We start from the raw sequence: 18,313 nt of genomic DNA, 5'->3' as shown, positions 1-18,313 counted from the left end.
GGATCTGGCTAAACTCCTCAAATAATTCGTTTTAGTATAATATAATAATAATAGTGGGTGAATGTCGGAAGCGTTCGCCGAATACGAGCATCAAATTCAACAAAATCTAATCGAGAACAGTTAATTAGATAAGGAGTCTTTCCACCAAATTTCGCCCGATTTTATGAGTTGAGTCATCATCACCTCTTAATCTCTCGATCAAAGAACTTTTGATTATTTTACTATAGACGAAGAAGCTGTTTTTGCTCTCAATTTAGCAAGGTTCTCCCCATGAAATCCCTTCACAATTAACCAGACTGCCAAGCTCATCTCGTAAACGCCCACAGGAAGCGCCATCAATCCTTTTACCGCCGAATAGGGTCCGATGGTCCCAAACATTTGCAGCAAACCAGCTAAAAATACCATAACCGCTGTAATCATTCCGAAAATCGCTAACGGTTTAGGCACATAGCCTGCTCGATAAAGTAAATAACTATACAGACTAGTATTTATGCCCAACATGAGATTTGGACCCAACATAGCCGTCCAGCGATAAATCGACTGCATCAACAGCCCTATGGGTTCAAAATTGGTTTTACTTGCTAAGTTGGTTGTATCATAATGTGAACTAAGTTGTAACAAACCCAATATACTTACGAGACCAATCGCAATAAAAACAGCTTCCATAAACCGGAAACAAAGATACCCTAGTGCAAGATGCTCATTCCAATGCCGAACGTAGGGAAACAGCATGGCTGCTGTACCAACAGCCGTTACCATAAGTAAGAGATCATTTAATACACCGATTAAGACCTTTGTTTCCGATCCATTTGCCACGGCCATCTGCCATTGTTCTGACAGAACCGGCCCATACAAAACAACCGCTATGATTGACGTCACTGCAGCAAGGATATAAAAAGTCCCCAGTATCCTTGCATTCCTTCGGTCTCGCGTCATCTATTTTTCCTCCTAAGACAATAAATTTATTTGCTGATGGACGTATGGTATACTTGCCACAAAACTTGATATAAGGAGTAATTATGGACCATAACGAAGTCATTGAACGTGCTTTGATCCATATCGAGGACCATTTACAACAGTCCTTAACCGTAGAATCCGTCGCCAATACCTTCAACATGTCTAAATACTATTTTCATCGGCTGTTTTCCGCTATGATGAGCTGTTCGTTAAACCAATACATTCTATCCAGAAGATTGAATGCATCTTTAACCTTTATTCAAAACAAAAACAGCTCTCTAACCGATATTGCCTATCAGCTCAACTTCGGTACACAAGCCTCATTCACTCGTGCTTTCAAACGACAATACGGCGTAGCTCCAAGTTCTTTAAAAACAGGACTTACAACCATCTCTCCTGTCACCATACCTACAGTGGTGAAGAGACCTATAAAAAACATTAACGGTGATATCGTCACGGATTTCACACTGACCGAATTCAAGGAGACCCGAATCAGTGGGATCGCTTTTGAAGTGGATTTAGCCAATGATGATTACAAGGAGAAGATTCGCGCACATTCAGAAATGCTGTTGAGTCATATTGATGAAACCATAAATGGTCCCTGTTATGTCATTTATTCAAACTGTCAACCCGATTCAACTCGGTTTAAGGTACTGTTTGGGATCCCAAGCAGCATTGAAATTGATAAACCTTATTTTTTCACGGTTGATGTGCCACAGATTTTTTGTGCAAGGTTCAACTATTGTGGTGAAATACTTGACATTGGGGATGTACTGGAAAACGACTATGCCAGATTTCTAAAGATTTCCAAGCAGGAAACAGCAGAAACTGATATTGAACTCATTCAAGCTTTTGATGACGTCCACCATCTGGATTCGACCTATCATATCTATGCGCCTATCAAAAAACTCCCTACCGATTCTGATTTGTAAGATCGCGGCTCGCTTCTCATTCTGTCTTCTCCTTTCTTTGCTCGAATTTGATCATTCCTTTTCTGCAAATAAAATAACATAACGGGTTTCGCTCGACTTTCCACATCTTGCTGTAATTAGGAACAAAAAAAACATCTCTCTCGAGATGCTCCCTGTTTTGGCTCTTGGATCTGTTGCCTTCGGCTTTTGCCGGTGTGTTCATTGGATTACGGCTGTGGGCTTAAATGAAAGGCAACATACAGAATCTGATCGTCTAATTTGGAAGCTGTGTAGTTACCACCAATTTTGCCTATGAACTCTTTAGTTATTATGGCGTTGGGCTGGCTGACTACCAACTTCTCGAATAACCCGAAATCCATTTTTTCAAATTTCTTACCCCAAGGTCCAATCGGAACCATTATGAGGCTGCGCAGCGAAGCCGTTGCCAATGGAATCACGATGGAACTGCTTCAGTCCAAGCTTCATGAGGAGAGCATGGAGAGAAAAATGGACGGGATGAAGAAGGCATACACAAAAGCACACCAGCTACGCAAGGAAAAACGTACTCACACTAAGGTAAAGATTAATCAAGAAATGGCAGACCAAGACAGCGCGAAACGCATCAGGCATGATCTGGAGTTGCTGGATGAGGTTATTCAAAGGGGCTGCAATGACCTATGTAAGATGGACATTATCACCCCTGTGATGGCTCTCAAGGCTATCGAGCTGAAACACAAGCTCTTCAATGGAGGTACAGGAGGACACACCATTTATGGCTTAGAGGAAATAAGACTGCGTGAAGCAGCGCGAAACGAGGCGATCATAGCTGTTATCAAAGAGTATATCCCAGAGGACTCATGGCCCGAAATACTTCAGCGTATGGAACATGTAACACGGGAATTCTACGAATCCATTGGTTTAGGTGAGGCATATGCGCAAATGGGAGCGCGGGAGTCTATGTAAGGTAAGAAAACGGTTCGGAAACACGTCCATTATTCCGTAAAGCAGCAAGGGAGAACGCCAAAATGGCCGTTCTCCTTTTAGTTATCCCGAAGAAAGCCAGTAGACGGCGAGTTTCCTCACATAAGTCACACAAGATTATTTGGGTCGATTGGTTTGATTATAGAAGGCATTTGAGAACATGGCGCACACTCAGCATGAAACTTCATCATAATTTTTCGCCGTCACTTATGGTACGGCTCTCCGTAACATCTTTAGGGCGAAATTTTCAAGGACAACTCTCCTGACCTCAAATCACTCTTGGATGATAAAACGTTAAATCTGTGAAGCGACTTCTTGTACTGCTAGTTAGTTTCCCCCTTCTAGTCTTCTACACAAGCAACAGTCTCAAGGCACCATATTCTATTCTATGATGGCAGTTATAGAAAAAAAACGGAGAAAGCCGTTTTTTATTAGGGAGGAATCACCTTGAGACAACCCCGAAGACTGTGGATTCTCACGAATGAATACGAGCCTTATATTATTGGGGGATTAGGGACAGCAGTTACTAATTTGACAAAGGCGTATGTGCGTAGCGGTGTTCATACCACCGTCCTGACCCAGAGCAGTAATTCCTCAATCAGTATTACGAAAAGCGAGCGGCTGTGTATCGTTCGCTTCCCGACAAGAGCACCCTACTACTCAATGAAGACACGACAGTTTAATCCCGCCGCTATAGAGCGATGGATTGAGCATCAAGGGATCCAGAAACCAAACGGAATTCACGTACACAGCTTGCAGTTCGCCAACTTATCGAAATATTATAAATCGAAACACCAGATTCCGATTATATATACTAGTCACTCTCTGGTTTCTCGAGAAAAGGGTGCTGTAAGCAAGAAAAAACAGATAAGGATTGATCAACAGGTCTTACTGTTAAAGAAGACAAGTAAGATCACCATCCCAAGCCGGTCGGAACTCTACAAGCTAAAGAAGCTATATCCCTTCGTCGCAGGAAAAACCGCTGTCGTCAACCATGGCATAGTCTTGCACAAATCAGAGACACGACTATCACGGCGACACCTTTTATACGTTGGCAGACTCGTTCCGTTAAAAGGGATAGAACCTCTACTGAAAGCTATTTCAATATTGAAACAAGATGGTAATAAAGTTTGGCTAGATTTGGTCGGAACAGGTTCTAACCGTTATGTACTACAACTGAAGGCGCTTGCCAGAAAGCTCGACATATCGTCCGAGGTGCGTTGGCTCGGGTTCCGCAGTCAAAGCCAAGTGCAGAAAATGTATGCTACTTATGGTGCAGTGGTGATGCCCAGTTCCCAGGAATCATTCGGGTTGGTAGCGCTTGAGGCGCTGGCCAGTGAAATTCCGTTGGTATCAACCCGGGCTGGAGGACTTGCCGATTTTGTGAACAACAGCGTAGCCCAAACGATATCCAGAGCGAACGGTACAGCAATTGCCGCATCTATTAAAGCAATGTGGAGCAACAAAAAGCTCACTGACAAGCGGGTTGCCGCTGGTAGCCGGCTTGCGTCACGTTATCAATGGCCGCAGGTTGCTAACCGGTATAAGCACCTATTTCGACAACTCCAGGGTAGTAACACCTCAGATAAGGGAGGTATGATCGACCATGCGCACTAATCTAGAAGTCGAACGGCTTTCCGAAAAATTCGGAATTCGAGCGAAACGAACGGAAGTTATTAAAAAAGGCGTTTATCGAATAACAGCTGCGGGCGGAGTAGATTATTGTTTAAAGAGAATGTCGAATTCTCCCAACGAGCTACGCTGGATTGACAAGACACTGCAGCGGATACAGCGCAAAGGATCAATTCAGCTCGGCTGGCGCAACCTTCGCGAAAATCCTGGCAAACCTTTGTTTGCCAAGTTAAAACAAAAAAGCCCAACTTCTTTTATTCTTACCCCATGGCTGAAAGGCCCCTGGCCCTCATCGGCTTCCAAGAAGCAAATGAGAGAATGCGGCATTTTGCTTGCTAAGTTTCATCAGAATGGTGCTCAGATTAGCATTCCAGCTCTCGGGAAGCAAAATATGCTGGGATCATGGCCCAGCTTACTTCGCGTTGAACAGAGAAAGCTGCTCGCCAACATCCGGAAGGCAAGAAGAAACGGCTTTAATAGTCCGCTTGACCGCTTGCTCCAAACGTATGGCAGCGAACTATTGAATATGGCGCAAACTTCGATGCGGGAATTACGAGTGGGCAGCTACCGCTCTATATGTAAAAAAACGAGGCCAACTTTATGCCACGGAGATTTCGGTCCAACCAATGTGATCAGAACGAGAAAAGGCAACGGTTTGATCGATTTTGAAACGTTGAGATTGGATCTGCGAGCGTATGATTTAAATCGTGCTATTTATAACTTTTGTCAGGGTCACAACTGGAACTTCTCCGTCGCTGAATCATTTTTGGATGGTTATCAGACTATCTTCAAGCTGAAGCGAGAGGACTACGAAATGTTGAAGGTGCTCCTTCGATTCCCCCGGGGCATATGTAGACTCATAGATAATTATGACAAGAGAACAGCGAAAGTGAAGCGCAAGGTCGAACTTGATTTCCCGCAAATTCTATCCCACGAACGGCAGAGGGCTGCGTTCCTAAGGAAACTCGATGCTTACGCGGGGGGGGGGAAGCAATAGAGCCGAGCCATTGAAATTACTGCGCTAAACAGAATATTCCATAAAATAATCACCACCAAACAACGGATGCTGACCACTGTCATTTGGAGGAGAAGACTCCCTACCCCTAAATTTATCGCTGTTAGCTTTTCGTTCTCCCAGATGAGCTAGGTCACTTCCAACTCGTAAATAGTTCATTTGAGTGGAACTTACGACATCTCAGTTATTTCTTTAAAAACATCTGTGTCTCTAAACAGCAAAAAAACGCTCTGGGAGCGGGTTTACACGATGGATCTGAGCCGTGGCTGTACAAAACCATAATCCACCGTCAGTATTTTCAGAATAAAGCATTTCTATAAGAAACACTTCGTGAATCTATTGACAATGCTCATGATTTCGGAGCTACGGGTATGGATATCTCCGCCCATACCCACGTTACAATCTTTCGCCCTACTTGTGGTAAGGTTCCCCCCGATTTATCTTCACCGCACGATAAATCTGCTCCACCAGCACCAGCCGCATCAGCTGATGCGGCAGGGTCATGTGCCCGAAGCTCAAGCGCTGCTTCGCGCGGCGCAGCACCTCATCGGAGAGCCCATGGCTTCCTCCGATGACAAACACGACATGGCTCGTCCCATACGTGCCGAGCTTGTCGATCTCCATGGCCAGCTCCTCGGAACTCCAGAGCTGGCCATCCAATGCGAGCGCGACCACGTGCGCCTCGCTCTTCACATGCGCGAGGATGCGTTCGCCCTCGCGCTCCTTTACCGCCCGCACCTCGGCTTCGCTCAGGGTGTCGGGCGCCTTTTCGTCTGCGACCTCGATCATCTGAAACTTGATGTACGGGGCGAGGCGCTTGGCATATTCCTGGATGCCCAGCGTCAAATATTTTTCCTTCAATTTGCCTACGCCAATAATCTGAATCAACATGAAGATTCATTCCTCCTAATCGTCTTGCGAAATCATCTATACGTAAAGATGCCTCAACGCATCGTTTGTTCCAACAGTTATAATTAACACCTTCTACAGTCGTCCCCTTACTTACCACACATTTACGTCGCCATCCCGTCTCATTCCTACAAGCTAATGAACCCCTCACACCCTATTCGACGCTTTTTCTCTTCCTTTAAATTCCAAAAAATCTGAAACACGCTATTCCGCATAAAACGTGCTTTCCCCACCACTTTCGAGGCCATTTCAGCAATATAGCTTGTCCATAATTCGTTAGATTTCAAACAGGCGGTGTATCCCCCGGATAAGGAGTCTCAGATTCGTTAGAGTTGCAACGCGCACCCTCGCGGCCCACGGCTTACCTACCCAATTCCCCCACAAACACAAAGAGAGCGCTCATCACGCTCTCCTTTGCTTCTTACTGTGATGTTCATACCGGATGGAAAGACGGGCCAGAATCGCCACCTAAAGTCGTGCCTCCGGCCGTCTAATTCCTACAGTACGCTAAACGACAAGGAATTCCGCGTGCTGTTCGCACTCGGCGCATTTCGCAGGCGGGTCCCAGTCGGCAAATTCCGTCTCCTTCAGATCAACGATATCTGGAGCGTCCTCATACTCATCGACAAACATGTCGATGGCAATGTCCACGTGTTCTTTGCATACAACGTACATCCGTTAAGCATCCTTTCTGTAACCAGCTATGTTCCCGATCCACAACCGCGTATCCCATTACAGGATAGCCACTTCTCAGTTCTATCACACCTGCCACCGAAAAGAAACCCCCAGCCCTAATTTATCGTGACCAACATCCACCAAACCTCTCCATACCGCAAAAATAAACACAAAAAGCATCTCTTGCGGATACCTCCCGGCACCACGAAAAGAATGCTCCTTAACATCACTCTACATAACGAATGAATTTTGCTCCTGGGACCTGAATTAGCAGAACCAGAACAGAGTTACTTATTAATCTACCCCGTTCTATAAACGTTCTCTAACCCACACTCTTTACTTCAATCCCGACTGAGCTTTCGTCAACAGCTTGCCACCTTGAAAAGCAATAACCGCATTGGCACCATTGCCAGCTGTGCCTTTATAGTTGTAAACCACCATATTCTCCGCTTCACTCAGCGCTTCACCTTCGCCGCCAAGGATCTCGATGACATCTTCTACCGACATGCCTACTTCAAGCTTCTCGTATTGGGCAAATGTAATCAGAATTCCGTCACCTTTCCCGGCCGATCCATTGTTGCCCGAGGCTGCAGACGTTGGACCACCAGTCTCATTTGCCGCGATCACAGTCGTACTCAGCTCACTCAACTTGGTCTCAAGCTCTGCAATTTTTTGTTCCTGCTCAATACTCTTGGCTCCCTGTTCCACCAGTTTCTTCTCCAGGCCAGCAATCTTCTCCTGCAAAGCACTTGTATCAACGGATGCTCCTGTTGTGGCTACCTCAGATCCACAGGCAGACAGCACAAACAGCGACAGTGCTACACTCGTTCCCCCAAGCATTTTTTTCCTCCATCGTTTCATTAAAAATACCCCTCCCATTCTGAAATAAAAAATCAGATCGACAAACGGATGTTATTTGCATCAGCGACCGTCTCCAACATATTGACAACAGTTTACCACAGCCAGAGTCTTGTGTATCTGCTCCTTAGGCTCCGGGTCTAACTAATCATGGGAACATAAAAACGATTTATCTACTCATTTAATGTCGAACGAACACGTCCACCCATAATGGGCCAATGCTATTCAGTTACCTCTTGTCTTATAACATATTGCTGAACTAACAACTAAAAAAGAGTGGTCAGATATCTGATCACTCTTCTAGCATTGCCATTTCAACCCACTAACCGTATACGCTCCGTTAAACCTGCCTTACTCCGGTTTATCCGTCAGCTTCACCGACACCTTCTCGGCGTTGCCGTCCCGGTAAAAGGTGATTTCAATCGTATCGCCGATCTTCTTCTTATCGTAGAGATATTTCCGCAGATCGAGCGTAGAGGTAATTTTTTGCCCATCAAATTCCGTGATGACATCATTCAGCTTCATCCCCGCATCGGATGCCGGGCCGGATGCTTCCAGCACGACCACACCGCTGTCCACGTGAGAGGGTAATTTCAGATCCTTGCGCTGCTCGTCATCCAGTGGCGCATATGGATTGCTCAGATCGACGGTATACACACCCAGATAGGGACGAGATACTTTGCCGTTCAGCAGCAGGGAATCTACGGTTTTCATCACTTCGTTCATCGGAATCGCAAAGCTGAGGCCTTCAACGCCTGTATCCGAGATTTTCATCGTGTTAATGCCGACGACTTTGCCGTTCAGATCGACCAGCGCACCGCCGCTGTTGCCTTCGTTAATCGCCGCATCAGTCTGGATTACGTTTTGTTCCCAGTCGTACACACCATCCTGATTAATGGATACCGGCAGTATGCGATCCGTGTAACTGACAATACCGGATGTCAGCGTGCCGCCCAAACCGAGCGGATTTCCGATCGCCAGTACTGTCTGACCACGCTGAAGTTTGCTGGAATCACCAAGCTCAGCAGCTGGACCGATGCCCTTATCATCTTGCACGGATAATACGGCAATGTCGCTCACGCGGTCTTTACCAACCAGCTTCGCCTTGTGCGTTTCTCCATCCACCGTTACAATCTCCAGATCACTGGCACCTTCCACGACGTGATGATTGGTCATAATGTAGGCTTTGCCATCTTCCCTCTTGAAAATGACCCCTGATCCCAACGCGGAATCCTCCATCGACACGCTGCTGCCTGTCTTATGATTCACGATGCTCACCACAGAAGGACGAACTTTCGCCGCAGCCTGAATGATCCGGTCGTATGGATCAGCGGCCTGGGTCGTCTGCGTGCCTCCGCCACCGTTACCAGTGGCATTGGCCAGCGGTAACGCTGTAGGCTGCGTAATAAAGCTGAACAGCGTTACCGTCACGATGGAACTAATTACCGAACTGATTACAGCGACCTTAACCGTAGAGCTAAAGCCTGTGCGAGACCTTCGCGGATTTCGCCAACGGTCACGTCCCCTGCCTCCAGGGCGAATGATCTGAAGTTTACCTTTCTGTTCAGGTTCGGCGCGTCTTGATACTTTGGTTGAATAAAAATCGTCTCCAAACAATCCCATCGTGATCCTCTCCCCTTCGTTGTCACGCATCAAGACCCTGACTGCCGCCCGATCGTTGTCGCATGGCCAACGACTGTGTCCTTACGTTACCCCACTCCGGCCACAGCCGAGCTTCCGATCGCTGTTATCCCCAGATTTCCTCGATCCCTTTCCAAAGGGTGAAATCCGGTGATAAAGGCGAACGCTTCGCTTCTCCAGCTTCGTTCTGTGTCCTCCGTTACGCGGTTACCGTAAATACCAACTCATTCTTCCATGCTTTCTTGCATGTTCTAAAAATCGTTTTGCATATCGCTGCCATCCCCATTAACTCGAAATGAAGCGTCTATGTACAGCAGAACGACATCCCATCCTGCCTGTAACTCTATCAGAAATGCTCTCGCATACTATAGCATACCATTGTGCGCACAAATCATCCTCTATTATAAAGCTCCTTATATACTAAACACGCCAAATCCCAAAAAGTTGCATAATTACGAAGATTAACGGGAATTTCCGCTATAACGCACTTAACAATAAAGGTCCATAGTATCTATCACCACAAAATCGGGTTCGCTAAGCGCTATTTTGCTTATTCGCAAGAACTTTTTCATCTTCTTATGCAAAAAGCTGCCCCTGGTTCAGCATACACGCCCCTTACGTGTAATTATAGCGGCAAAAAGAGGAATGTTTTCCACCCAGCCTGACTACAATAATAGTAAAAGACAATTCGAAGCTTCATAGAAGGAGGATTCCCATTATGGATCGCACGCGTACACTCACGGCCATGGATGAAGTTCATATGGCGGCCAAGCTGGCCGATCTCAAGGAGGAGCACTACCGTAATACCCTTGCCCTAAGCACCATTATAGAACTGCTCGTGGACAAAGGCATTCTGACCCGCGAGGAAGTGGAGCGCAAAGCCACCGAACTCGACAGCTTTATGGCTCACCCACCCTATCCCATGGCGTAGGCCGGTCGTAATACGTATCACAGAGCTTGAACTCATGATCCCGATAAAAGCAGCCACGGCTTTCCATCGCATCACGCACGGTCATTTTAGCCAAATCCATCATATTATGATCCCGGCTCAGATGTGCCAGATACGTGCGCTTGATGCGTCCGTTCATCAGTTCACTGAGTGCAGCTCCCGCCGCTTCGTTCGACAAATGACCAATGTCGCTCAGAATGCGGCGTTTGGTGTTCCATGGATACCGTCCCATGCGCAGCAATTCGACATCATGATTCGCCTCAAGCACGAGTACATCCGAATCCGAGATCGCATCGCGAACCTTGTCGCTCATATAACCAAGATCCGTCGCCACGGACAGCTTCTCGCTGCCATCATCGAACGTGTACCCTACCGGTTCCGCCGCATCATGGGAGATGCCGAAGGATTCCACGCGCAAAGAGCCAAAATCATGCTTTTCACCGGTCTCAAATACCCTACGGTTTTCCTCTGGAATCGCCCCAACGGACTTCTCCAGTGCCGCCCACGTATTCGTATTTGCATAGATTGGTAAATTATATTTCCGAGACATCGCGCCTAGTCCTTTAATGTGATCGGAATGTTCATGTGTAACCAGAATCCCGTCCAGCTCCGTTCCCGAAATCTCCCGTTCCAGGAACAATGCCTCCAGCCGCTTCGCACTGAGACCCGCATCAATCATGAGGGACGTGCCCCCATGCTGTATAACTGTGGCATTCCCTGTCGAACCGCTGGATAACACGGTAAAATAAATCCCCATAACGCATTACTCCCCTGGTTTGTCTGTCTTGGGACTGAATACATCCCCGCTGATGCCCTGCACGTACAACACTTCGCCACTTTCCAGCACGAACCGCCATGCCGGCATCGCCACCTGCATATCTGAATTGAACAACTGGCCGTAATAGCCCAGCTGGATGTCTTTTACAATTGCATCGTTCGGCAAAAAGTTCTCGATCAGCGTGCCCAGCGCCTTTGACGCCGGAAGCACCTGCTGATCGCTCTCCTCTGCTGTCGTAATCTGCACCGGAGTCTGACGGTAACCCGTCATTTTCTGATCGCTGTAGAACAGCTCCAGACTGACATTGAAGAGCGGCCATTTGCCATCCACCAATGGATGCAGCACAAATGCCCCGTCCTCCGCCATCAGCTGATCCAATCGATACGTGCCGATCTGGGGAATCTCGTCCTGCAATGCATCCTCCAGCTCGCTTTGCGAGAAGATCAGTTTGCTGTCCACAGGCTTTTCCAATTCAACCTCAATACCTGTCTTGTTATCTTCAATGAACTCATACGACAGCTTCGGCAGCTTAGGCGTCTCATTCGGGATAGGAGCCAGCACTTGAATGCCCTTTTCCTCCATCGCCTGCTGCGTATTATCCGCCAGCGAGGTGAAGTCCAGATTGGCTCCGGCCGTTTCCCGCGCATCCATCCAGATCTGGTATCCCAGCACCAGATTGAGCAGCAGGAAGGCATAGATCAACACATTTTTCGCCCGTCCCCAATCCAACCCATTCACCTCCATAAGTTCACTGTCTGCACTACTCTCAACCACTCTCAACCACTCTTCGTAAATAACTGCTCTATGTCCACGACAGCATTACGCCTTCACCACTGTAGACTGTCTACCTCAAAAATTCCGCTTCACCAACGATAATACATGTCCCTACATGTGGCTGGCCACTGTTGATCTGCAGCAGGCACCGCGCGCCGGGAACCTTATCGTATCTACTTTACATTATCTTGGATCGTCAACATGGAGATGACACGCTTATCGTTATTTCCGGCTAACGAACTGTATGCACCTAATTTACTCCATTTTCCACAAGTTTGTAATCTAACGAATCTGAGAGATCTTATTTTGTGGAATTTATAGGGTTATCGTTGGTTCTGACCCCTCTATCGCCGAAATAAAGTCGCTGAAGTTCGTTAGATTTCGAGTTTGATGCTAATCCAGCATTTAAGGTGTGTCAGATTCGTTAGCGTTCTAACCCGGCAAACCACCCTTGCAGCAGCTCATATATAGCGATCAGAAGGTTGTTCTTACCGCGAGTGGATAGTTGCAGCACACCCTTATGTTTAATAACGATAACCTATCAAGAAACTGTCGTTTCTTCCCCGTTTCCGAAACGGATTACCCATACCGGGATCAGCTTCAGCCCGTCCTCAATGCTGGATGGACGGTACGCCGGATACACATCTACGACCTTACGGTTGCTGCCCGCTACCTTCTGGATGAGAGCCTTAAGCTTGTCTCCACCAGGCAATTTGACCGACTTCTTGGTCTCGGCGCCTTCGTTCAGGTATTCGAGCGAACGTTCATAGCTGGACACCGTCTCCTGCTGCATCTCCATGCTGATGGTGCCAAACCGGAACTGCATCAAGTCCATAATCGGGAAGCTGCTGTAATATTGCTGGAACTGAAGCTTCGTCTTGCTATCGGTGGTATCCAGCATCATGCGCGATCTGCCCTTCCAGCCGCCATGCTGATTGACAAAATCAACTGCGGAGAGTGCATCCTTTGCAGCATCAATCTGTCCCGCAGGCGGTGCCGCTGGGTCGGTATAACTAATCCAGCGCTGTTCCTGTTTGACTTGCAGACTGCGTTTGCTGTCCGTATAGATCTCCGATCCATCCTTTTCCCGAATGTTCCGGGTCATGCTTGGATCAAAGAACAGGCTGCGCTGCATCTGCTCGACGGTGAACTGGCCTGTTGGCACATCAGCTTCAATCGTTTCCAACGATTCAGCCGGAATATAATATCCGCCATCCATCAACGTATAAGGCGTCCAGTTGCTGCCAAAGTCAACGTGCTGCTGCACGTCCTGTACCGTCAGATCCGCCTGCGTTGCCTCGTAGACCACATCGCCTTTGGCACTGAAGAACAGTGCGTGAGCCTTTGTTTCATTTTTGACTGTATAGATCGAGATTCGGTTAATCGTCTCTCCCTGGAAGAGAGAGTCTGTCCCGAGCCGCATCACACGCTGTAACAACGCTACAGGGATGCCCTCCTTGAACGACAGCTCAAAGCCAGGATTCTCCTTGCGAATCTGATCCCATTTGACGGATTGTACGCTACGACGCTGGAAATCATCAAATGTACGCCCCTGCAACCGTGAATAGATCAGCTGATAGAATGTATTGCCCGGATAAAATACCGTATGTTTATCCTCTCCCAGATGAATAATCATCTGATCGGGGAAAATTAGCTCTTCAATATTGCGTTCCTGGCCCATATTCTCAGTCTTAACATAGTTCGTCTCTGACGTCACAATCGAATCTCCACCACCGGGCAAACGATAGATCAGAAAGTAGCTTTGCACCAAACTGGCTACGACAAGGGAAGCAAGCACCAGGGATTTAATCCGCTCTTTCAAGGTGCTCCCCTCCTTCCTCGCGCATCGGCAGTGTGAACGTCACCGTTGTTCCCACGTCCACCTCGGACTCCAGTGAGATACTGCCATCATGGGCCTTCACAATTTCCCGGGCAATCGACAGCCCAAGCCCTGTGCCGCCCATACTTCGGGAACGGGCCTTGTCCACCCGATAAAAGCGTTCAAAAATACGATCCAGATCCCGCTGTGGAATCCCCATCCCTGTGTCCGTCACCGAAATGGCAAGCGTGTGTGCATCACTTCGTCTGGCTGCAATCGTAATCTTGCCGCCTTCCAGTGTATACTTCAACGCATTGGATACGACATTATCAAGCACCTGATCAATCTGATCCCGATCCAGTGGAACTGCCGGAATACCATTCTCAATGGACAATATCGGTTGAATATCCTTCTGATGCATTTGGAACGAGAACCGATCTGTCACTTCCTCCAGCATCTCCATAATGTCTGTCGGCTGTTTGCGCAGCATCGCTTCCTTGGAATCTAGCCTGGACAGATGCAGCAAATCCGTAACCAAACGAATCATCCGCTCCGTCTCATTCTGGATCACTCCAACGAATCGTCCCGCGAGCTGCGGATCTTCCAGAGCTCCGTCATCCAGTGCTTCTGCATAACTCTTGATCGTGGTCAGCGGTGTACGCAGCTCATGGGATACATTCGCCACGAACTCACGACGCGACGCTTCCAGTTCTTCCTGCTCTGTAACGTCCTGAAGCACAGCAATCGTACCTGTAATACCCAGCTCACGACGATGAACAGGTGTAAACGTCATGCGAATGACGACAGGCTCTTCCTGTCCCGCTGGTGCAATCTGAAGAAGTGTTGAGCCCGTGAATCCACTCGCGAGAGCTTCCGCATCCTCCGGATCAATACCGAGCAGCACAGCAAAATGACGTCCTTCAATATCCGTAGGGCGCATGCCCAGAATGCTGCTAGCCCTTCGGTTCACCAGAATGACTTTGCCATACTCATCCGTTGCCACCACGCCATCACTCATATTGGTGAGAATGGAGGTGAGCTTCTCCTTCTCCTCTTCGTTCTGGGAGAGTGCATCCCGCAGCCTGCTGGTCATATAGTTAAATGCCCGACTCAGCTGCCCAATCTCATCTGTTCCGAATACAGGGGTCTGCTGATCGAAGTTGCCTTCCGCAACAGCTGTCGCTCTTCGGGTAACTTCCTTGATCGGCTGTGTAATCGTATGCGACAGAATGACACCGAGCACTGCAGTTAATACCAGGGCAATCAAAATGCCCGAGATAAAAATCTTGTTAATGCCCTCCATTGTGGCATATAACTCATTCATCGAGGCCGCGATGTAGACAGCGCCGATAATCTTGCCGCCGGACAGTACCGGCTTGGCAACGACCTTTTTGCGGACATTATCCTCGTCCACGATATATTCCTCGTTGTCCCGAATGCCTTGCAGTGCACGGCTGACAACGGTTTGGGTGTTTTTGCGACCAATATAGTCCGAATGGGAACTTAGTGAGGTTGTCAGCACTTTGCCGCTGGCATCCAGCACCTGAATCTCGGCGCCGTTAATGTTGAACAGGTTGTTGACCAACACACGCAGGTTTTCCGTTTTGTCCTCGCCAGCCTCAGCTTCTCCACCGGCCATCGTCTCCCCCACAAGCACAGAGAGCATCTCAGCACGCGCCTGCAAATCCTCCGTGAAGTTGCTGGTCAGCGAGTTCTTCATCGCACTGACAAAATAAACACCGATCAATTGCATCGCAATCAGAATCAGCAGTACATAGATAATAATCAGTTTCGCCTGAATCGTTCGAAAGAACGAAAATTGCGAGAAACGCCCCATTATATCCCCACGCTTTTGGGACTGCGCACGAGATAACCCAGCCCGCGGCGAGTCAGAATCGTTTCCGGTTTGCTCGGGTTCTCCTCAATCTTCTCACGCAGACGACGAATGGTAACATCCACGGTACGTACATCCCCGAAATATTCATATCCCCATACGGCTTGCAGCAAATGTTCCCGTGTCATCACCTTGCCGGAATGCTTCGCCATATAATAGAGAAGTTCATATTCCCGGTGGGTCAGATCCAGCGGTTCGCCGCCTTTATAAGCTGTATACATGTCCATATCAAACGCCAGATCAAATAAACGCATGACCTGCTTCTCCTCGTCTTCCGGCACTTCAGCCGTGATGGCAGGCTTCTGCCGTCTGCGCATCTGTGCTTTCACCCGGGCGAGCAGCTCGCGCGTACTGAAAGGCTTCGTCACGTAATCATCCGCACCCAGCTCCAGACCGAGCACCTTGTCGATCTCGCCATCTTTTGCAGTCAGCATAATGATCGGCATCTCCAGATGAGCACGCACCTCCCGGCACACATCCATACCGTCCTTGCCTGGCAGCATCAGATCCAGCAGCATCAGATCCGGTTTTTCGGATAACGCCAGTTCAACCGCACGAATGCCATCAAAAGCGCAGATGACCTCGTATCCCTCTTTTTCCAAATTAAACTTCAGAATGTCCGCAATGGGTTGTTCATCGTCCACCACCAAAATCTTCCCCTGCATCGGCTGTCTTCACCCCTATATCCTGCTTGATCCGCCTGCGCGGTCTATCTCTCTTGTTCTTCTTATATACAATGGTGTTTCTCACGATTTCATAGACTATAGTGCATATCATATGGCTTGTTGCCTATAGTCTATAGTTTAACATACCTGAAGCACCGTCACATCCCGATCAGGGTCAATGTGCACCCCAAACTGAAAAAATTTTACAGCAGCAAAAAACAAGGCCAGCATCCTGTGCCAACCTTGCCTTAGATTGCAGTATAAAACTAGTTCAAGTATGTCAACGGATTTTCCACTGTTCCGTTCTTGATAATCTCGAAATGCAGATGCGTTCCGGTCGAACGGCCCGTGTTGCCCATTACTCCGATGCTTTCGCCTTTCTCGACGACTTGTCCAACCTTAACGCCAATGCTGTTCAAGTGCCCATAAAGGGTTTCGTATCCATTACGATGGTTAATAATAATAACATTGCCATAACCGCTTTTCTGTCCTGCAAAAGTAATCACGCCCTCATCAGACGCTTTCACGTCCCGGTTACCGACAAGATCAACACCTTTGTGCTGGCGACCCCAGCGTTGTCCAAAGCTGCTGCTCATCGTAGCATTCGATACTGGCCAAGCGAACTCACCTGTACCTTCACCAACTACCTTGGTTCCACTCAGGACCACTTCAGTAACCGCTGCTTTGATGACTTCTTGGCCCAGCCATTCTTCCTGAACGACTTCACCATTTTCCTTCGTTATTCGATATTGCATGCTTTTCAGACCACTTTGACCTGGACGCACCACTTTGGTTGTGCCTGCTTTGAGCTCAGCACTTTTGCGTACTTCCACCTGCGGCTTAATCTCAATCTGTTCAACCACCTGCTCCACCGATTTAACAGTAACGGCTGGCTTTGGCACGGTCAGCGTAAGCTCGTCCCCAATTTGCAGCGACGTTTCTTTGATGCCCGGATTATGTTTGCGAATTTCGCTCTGCGTAATTTCGTATCTGGCAGCGATGGATGAGATCGTATCTCCTTCACGCACGACATAGGTTACAGGCGCGTCTTTACCAACGGTTAAAGCTTCAACCGCCTCGGACACATCCCATATTTTGTTTGGATCAACCTTCACCACATCTGTCGCCACATCTTCCTTGATACCCACGGATTTTAGCGTAGTGCTTGGCCCCTCTGCTTTCTTGGAGGCGTTAGCAGATACCGACTTCGTCTTGAACGAACTGCGTACAGCCGATGCCGATATGTATTTGTTCTGCACTTGTTCCAGAATCGCGTCTGCTGTTGCCTGATCCTTCACAATGCCGATCACTTCACCGTCTACCTTGAGCTCTACACCCTTGGCATAAGCGGTAAGCATGTCTCCGAGCTTGTCCAGTGTCTCATCACTGTTCACAACGGGCTTGTATGCTTTAATAGTTTCAGTCGTGATGCCGTCTGTGTTCAGCACCATTTCCGCTTCTGGATATTTATTTTGGAATTCCTCGGTTTTGTCTGCAAATAATTTCTGTAATTGTGCCTCATCCGTGATGGTGCCAATCTCATTTCCTTTAACCGTCACTTTATAATACGGGACAGTGTTTGCAGCAACGTATTGTTTGCCTGCGAATCCGATCGATGCAGCGATGAATAAACCGCATGCTGCTGTAATGATCCATTTGCGCGAGGCCAGAACGCGCTTTTTATTACCACTGAAGTTGGACATGCTCATGTTGTTTTTGTCTTCGGCCGTCCGGTGTTCCCCGGATTGTTCGTGTTCCCGGTTCTTGCCCGGTTGGCGTATGCCTCTGAAACCTTTCATGATTCTCTCCTTTTCAGCACTTCTTAGTTCGCATTTCTGTTAAGACAACACCCATT

Annotated in this window: 16 protein-coding genes; 5 read left to right on the top strand and 11 right to left on the bottom strand. The window is 48.0% G+C overall.

Annotation, left to right across the window (positions count from 1 at the left end):
- Positions 1-213: 213 nt before the first annotated feature.
- Entirely contained in the window at positions 214-936 is a 723-nt protein-coding gene (locus ACFTRD_RS20605; protein ID WP_379383248.1) for a DUF4386 domain-containing protein, read from the bottom strand.
- 83 nt (positions 937-1,019) lie between these two features.
- Between ACFTRD_RS20605 and ACFTRD_RS20600 the strand changes: the two genes are divergently transcribed.
- The 4 genes from ACFTRD_RS20600 (at position 1,020) to ACFTRD_RS20585 (ending at position 5,478) form a co-directional block, all read left to right on the top strand.
- Positions 1,020-1,889, top strand: coding sequence for a helix-turn-helix transcriptional regulator (locus ACFTRD_RS20600; protein ID WP_379383246.1), 870 nt, complete (start codon positions 1,020-1,022; stop codon positions 1,887-1,889).
- Between the two features lie 291 nt (positions 1,890-2,180).
- A complete protein-coding gene (locus tag ACFTRD_RS20595; protein WP_379383244.1) occupies positions 2,181-2,831 on the top strand; it encodes a hypothetical protein in 651 nt (216 codons plus the stop codon).
- A 465-nt stretch (positions 2,832-3,296) separates the two neighbouring features.
- The gene (locus ACFTRD_RS20590; protein WP_379383242.1) at positions 3,297-4,466 is read left to right on the top strand and encodes a glycosyltransferase family 4 protein; all 1,170 of its coding nucleotides are present in this window, start codon (positions 3,297-3,299) and stop codon (positions 4,464-4,466) included.
- The gene (locus tag ACFTRD_RS20585) at positions 4,456-5,478 is read left to right on the top strand and encodes a phosphotransferase (RefSeq protein ID WP_379383239.1); all 1,023 of its coding nucleotides are present in this window, start codon (positions 4,456-4,458) and stop codon (positions 5,476-5,478) included. The genes ACFTRD_RS20590 and ACFTRD_RS20585 overlap by 11 nt, the downstream gene beginning before the upstream one ends.
- A gap of 429 nt (positions 5,479-5,907) precedes the next feature.
- Here ACFTRD_RS20585 and rlmH read toward each other — a convergent pair whose 3' ends face one another.
- The 4 genes from rlmH to ACFTRD_RS20565 all read right to left on the bottom strand — a co-directional run bounded on the left by rlmH (position 5,908) and on the right by ACFTRD_RS20565 (position 9,561).
- Positions 5,908-6,387 carry a 23S rRNA (pseudouridine(1915)-N(3))-methyltransferase RlmH gene (rlmH, locus tag ACFTRD_RS20580; RefSeq protein WP_379383238.1) on the bottom strand — a complete coding sequence of 160 codons (480 nt, stop codon included), beginning with the start codon at positions 6,385-6,387 and terminating at the stop codon, positions 5,908-5,910.
- Between the two features lie 525 nt (positions 6,388-6,912).
- Complete coding sequence (locus ACFTRD_RS20575) at positions 6,913-7,080, bottom strand: CxxH/CxxC protein (protein WP_017691462.1); 168 nt, start codon at positions 7,078-7,080, stop codon at positions 6,913-6,915.
- Positions 7,081-7,416: 336 nt separating this feature from the next.
- Positions 7,417-7,941, bottom strand: coding sequence for a hypothetical protein (locus tag ACFTRD_RS20570; protein WP_379383235.1), 525 nt, complete (start codon positions 7,939-7,941; stop codon positions 7,417-7,419).
- Positions 7,942-8,289: 348 nt separating this feature from the next.
- A complete protein-coding gene (locus ACFTRD_RS20565) occupies positions 8,290-9,561 on the bottom strand; it encodes a S1C family serine protease (RefSeq protein ID WP_379383234.1) in 1,272 nt (423 codons plus the stop codon).
- Between the two features lie 736 nt (positions 9,562-10,297).
- Here ACFTRD_RS20565 and ACFTRD_RS20560 point away from each other — a divergent pair.
- Positions 10,298-10,510, top strand: a complete 213-nt coding sequence (locus tag ACFTRD_RS20560) for a hypothetical protein (protein WP_053781978.1) — start codon at positions 10,298-10,300, stop codon at positions 10,508-10,510.
- Here ACFTRD_RS20560 and ACFTRD_RS20555 read toward each other — a convergent pair.
- The 6 genes from ACFTRD_RS20555 to ACFTRD_RS20530 all read right to left on the bottom strand — a co-directional run bounded on the left by ACFTRD_RS20555 (position 10,479) and on the right by ACFTRD_RS20530 (position 18,257).
- Complete coding sequence (locus ACFTRD_RS20555; protein ID WP_062327768.1) at positions 10,479-11,285, bottom strand: MBL fold metallo-hydrolase; 807 nt, start codon at positions 11,283-11,285, stop codon at positions 10,479-10,481. The genes ACFTRD_RS20560 and ACFTRD_RS20555 overlap by 32 nt on opposite strands.
- A gap of 6 nt (positions 11,286-11,291) precedes the next feature.
- Complete coding sequence (gene yycI / locus ACFTRD_RS20550; protein WP_379384419.1) at positions 11,292-12,035, bottom strand: two-component system regulatory protein YycI; 744 nt, start codon at positions 12,033-12,035, stop codon at positions 11,292-11,294.
- A gap of 586 nt (positions 12,036-12,621) precedes the next feature.
- The gene (locus ACFTRD_RS20545; RefSeq protein ID WP_379383231.1) at positions 12,622-13,902 is read right to left on the bottom strand and encodes a YycH family regulatory protein; all 1,281 of its coding nucleotides are present in this window, start codon (positions 13,900-13,902) and stop codon (positions 12,622-12,624) included.
- The gene (walK, locus tag ACFTRD_RS20540; RefSeq protein WP_379383229.1) at positions 13,886-15,736 is read right to left on the bottom strand and encodes a cell wall metabolism sensor histidine kinase WalK; all 1,851 of its coding nucleotides are present in this window, start codon (positions 15,734-15,736) and stop codon (positions 13,886-13,888) included. The genes ACFTRD_RS20545 and walK overlap by 17 nt, the downstream gene beginning before the upstream one ends.
- Entirely contained in the window at positions 15,736-16,458 is a 723-nt protein-coding gene (gene yycF / locus ACFTRD_RS20535; protein ID WP_379383227.1) for a response regulator YycF, read from the bottom strand. The genes walK and yycF overlap by 1 nt, the downstream gene beginning before the upstream one ends.
- 266 nt (positions 16,459-16,724) lie before the next feature.
- Positions 16,725-18,257, bottom strand: a complete 1,533-nt coding sequence (locus tag ACFTRD_RS20530; RefSeq protein WP_379383225.1) for a peptidoglycan DD-metalloendopeptidase family protein — start codon at positions 18,255-18,257, stop codon at positions 16,725-16,727.
- Positions 18,258-18,313: the final 56 nt, after the last annotated feature.

Source organism: Paenibacillus sp. NPDC056933, from assembly GCF_042674385.1.
GTDB lineage: Bacteria > Bacillota > Bacilli > Paenibacillales > Paenibacillaceae > Paenibacillus.
The sequence above is the reverse complement of the archived record's forward strand: the minus strand, read 5'-3'. Positions and strand labels throughout refer to the sequence as shown.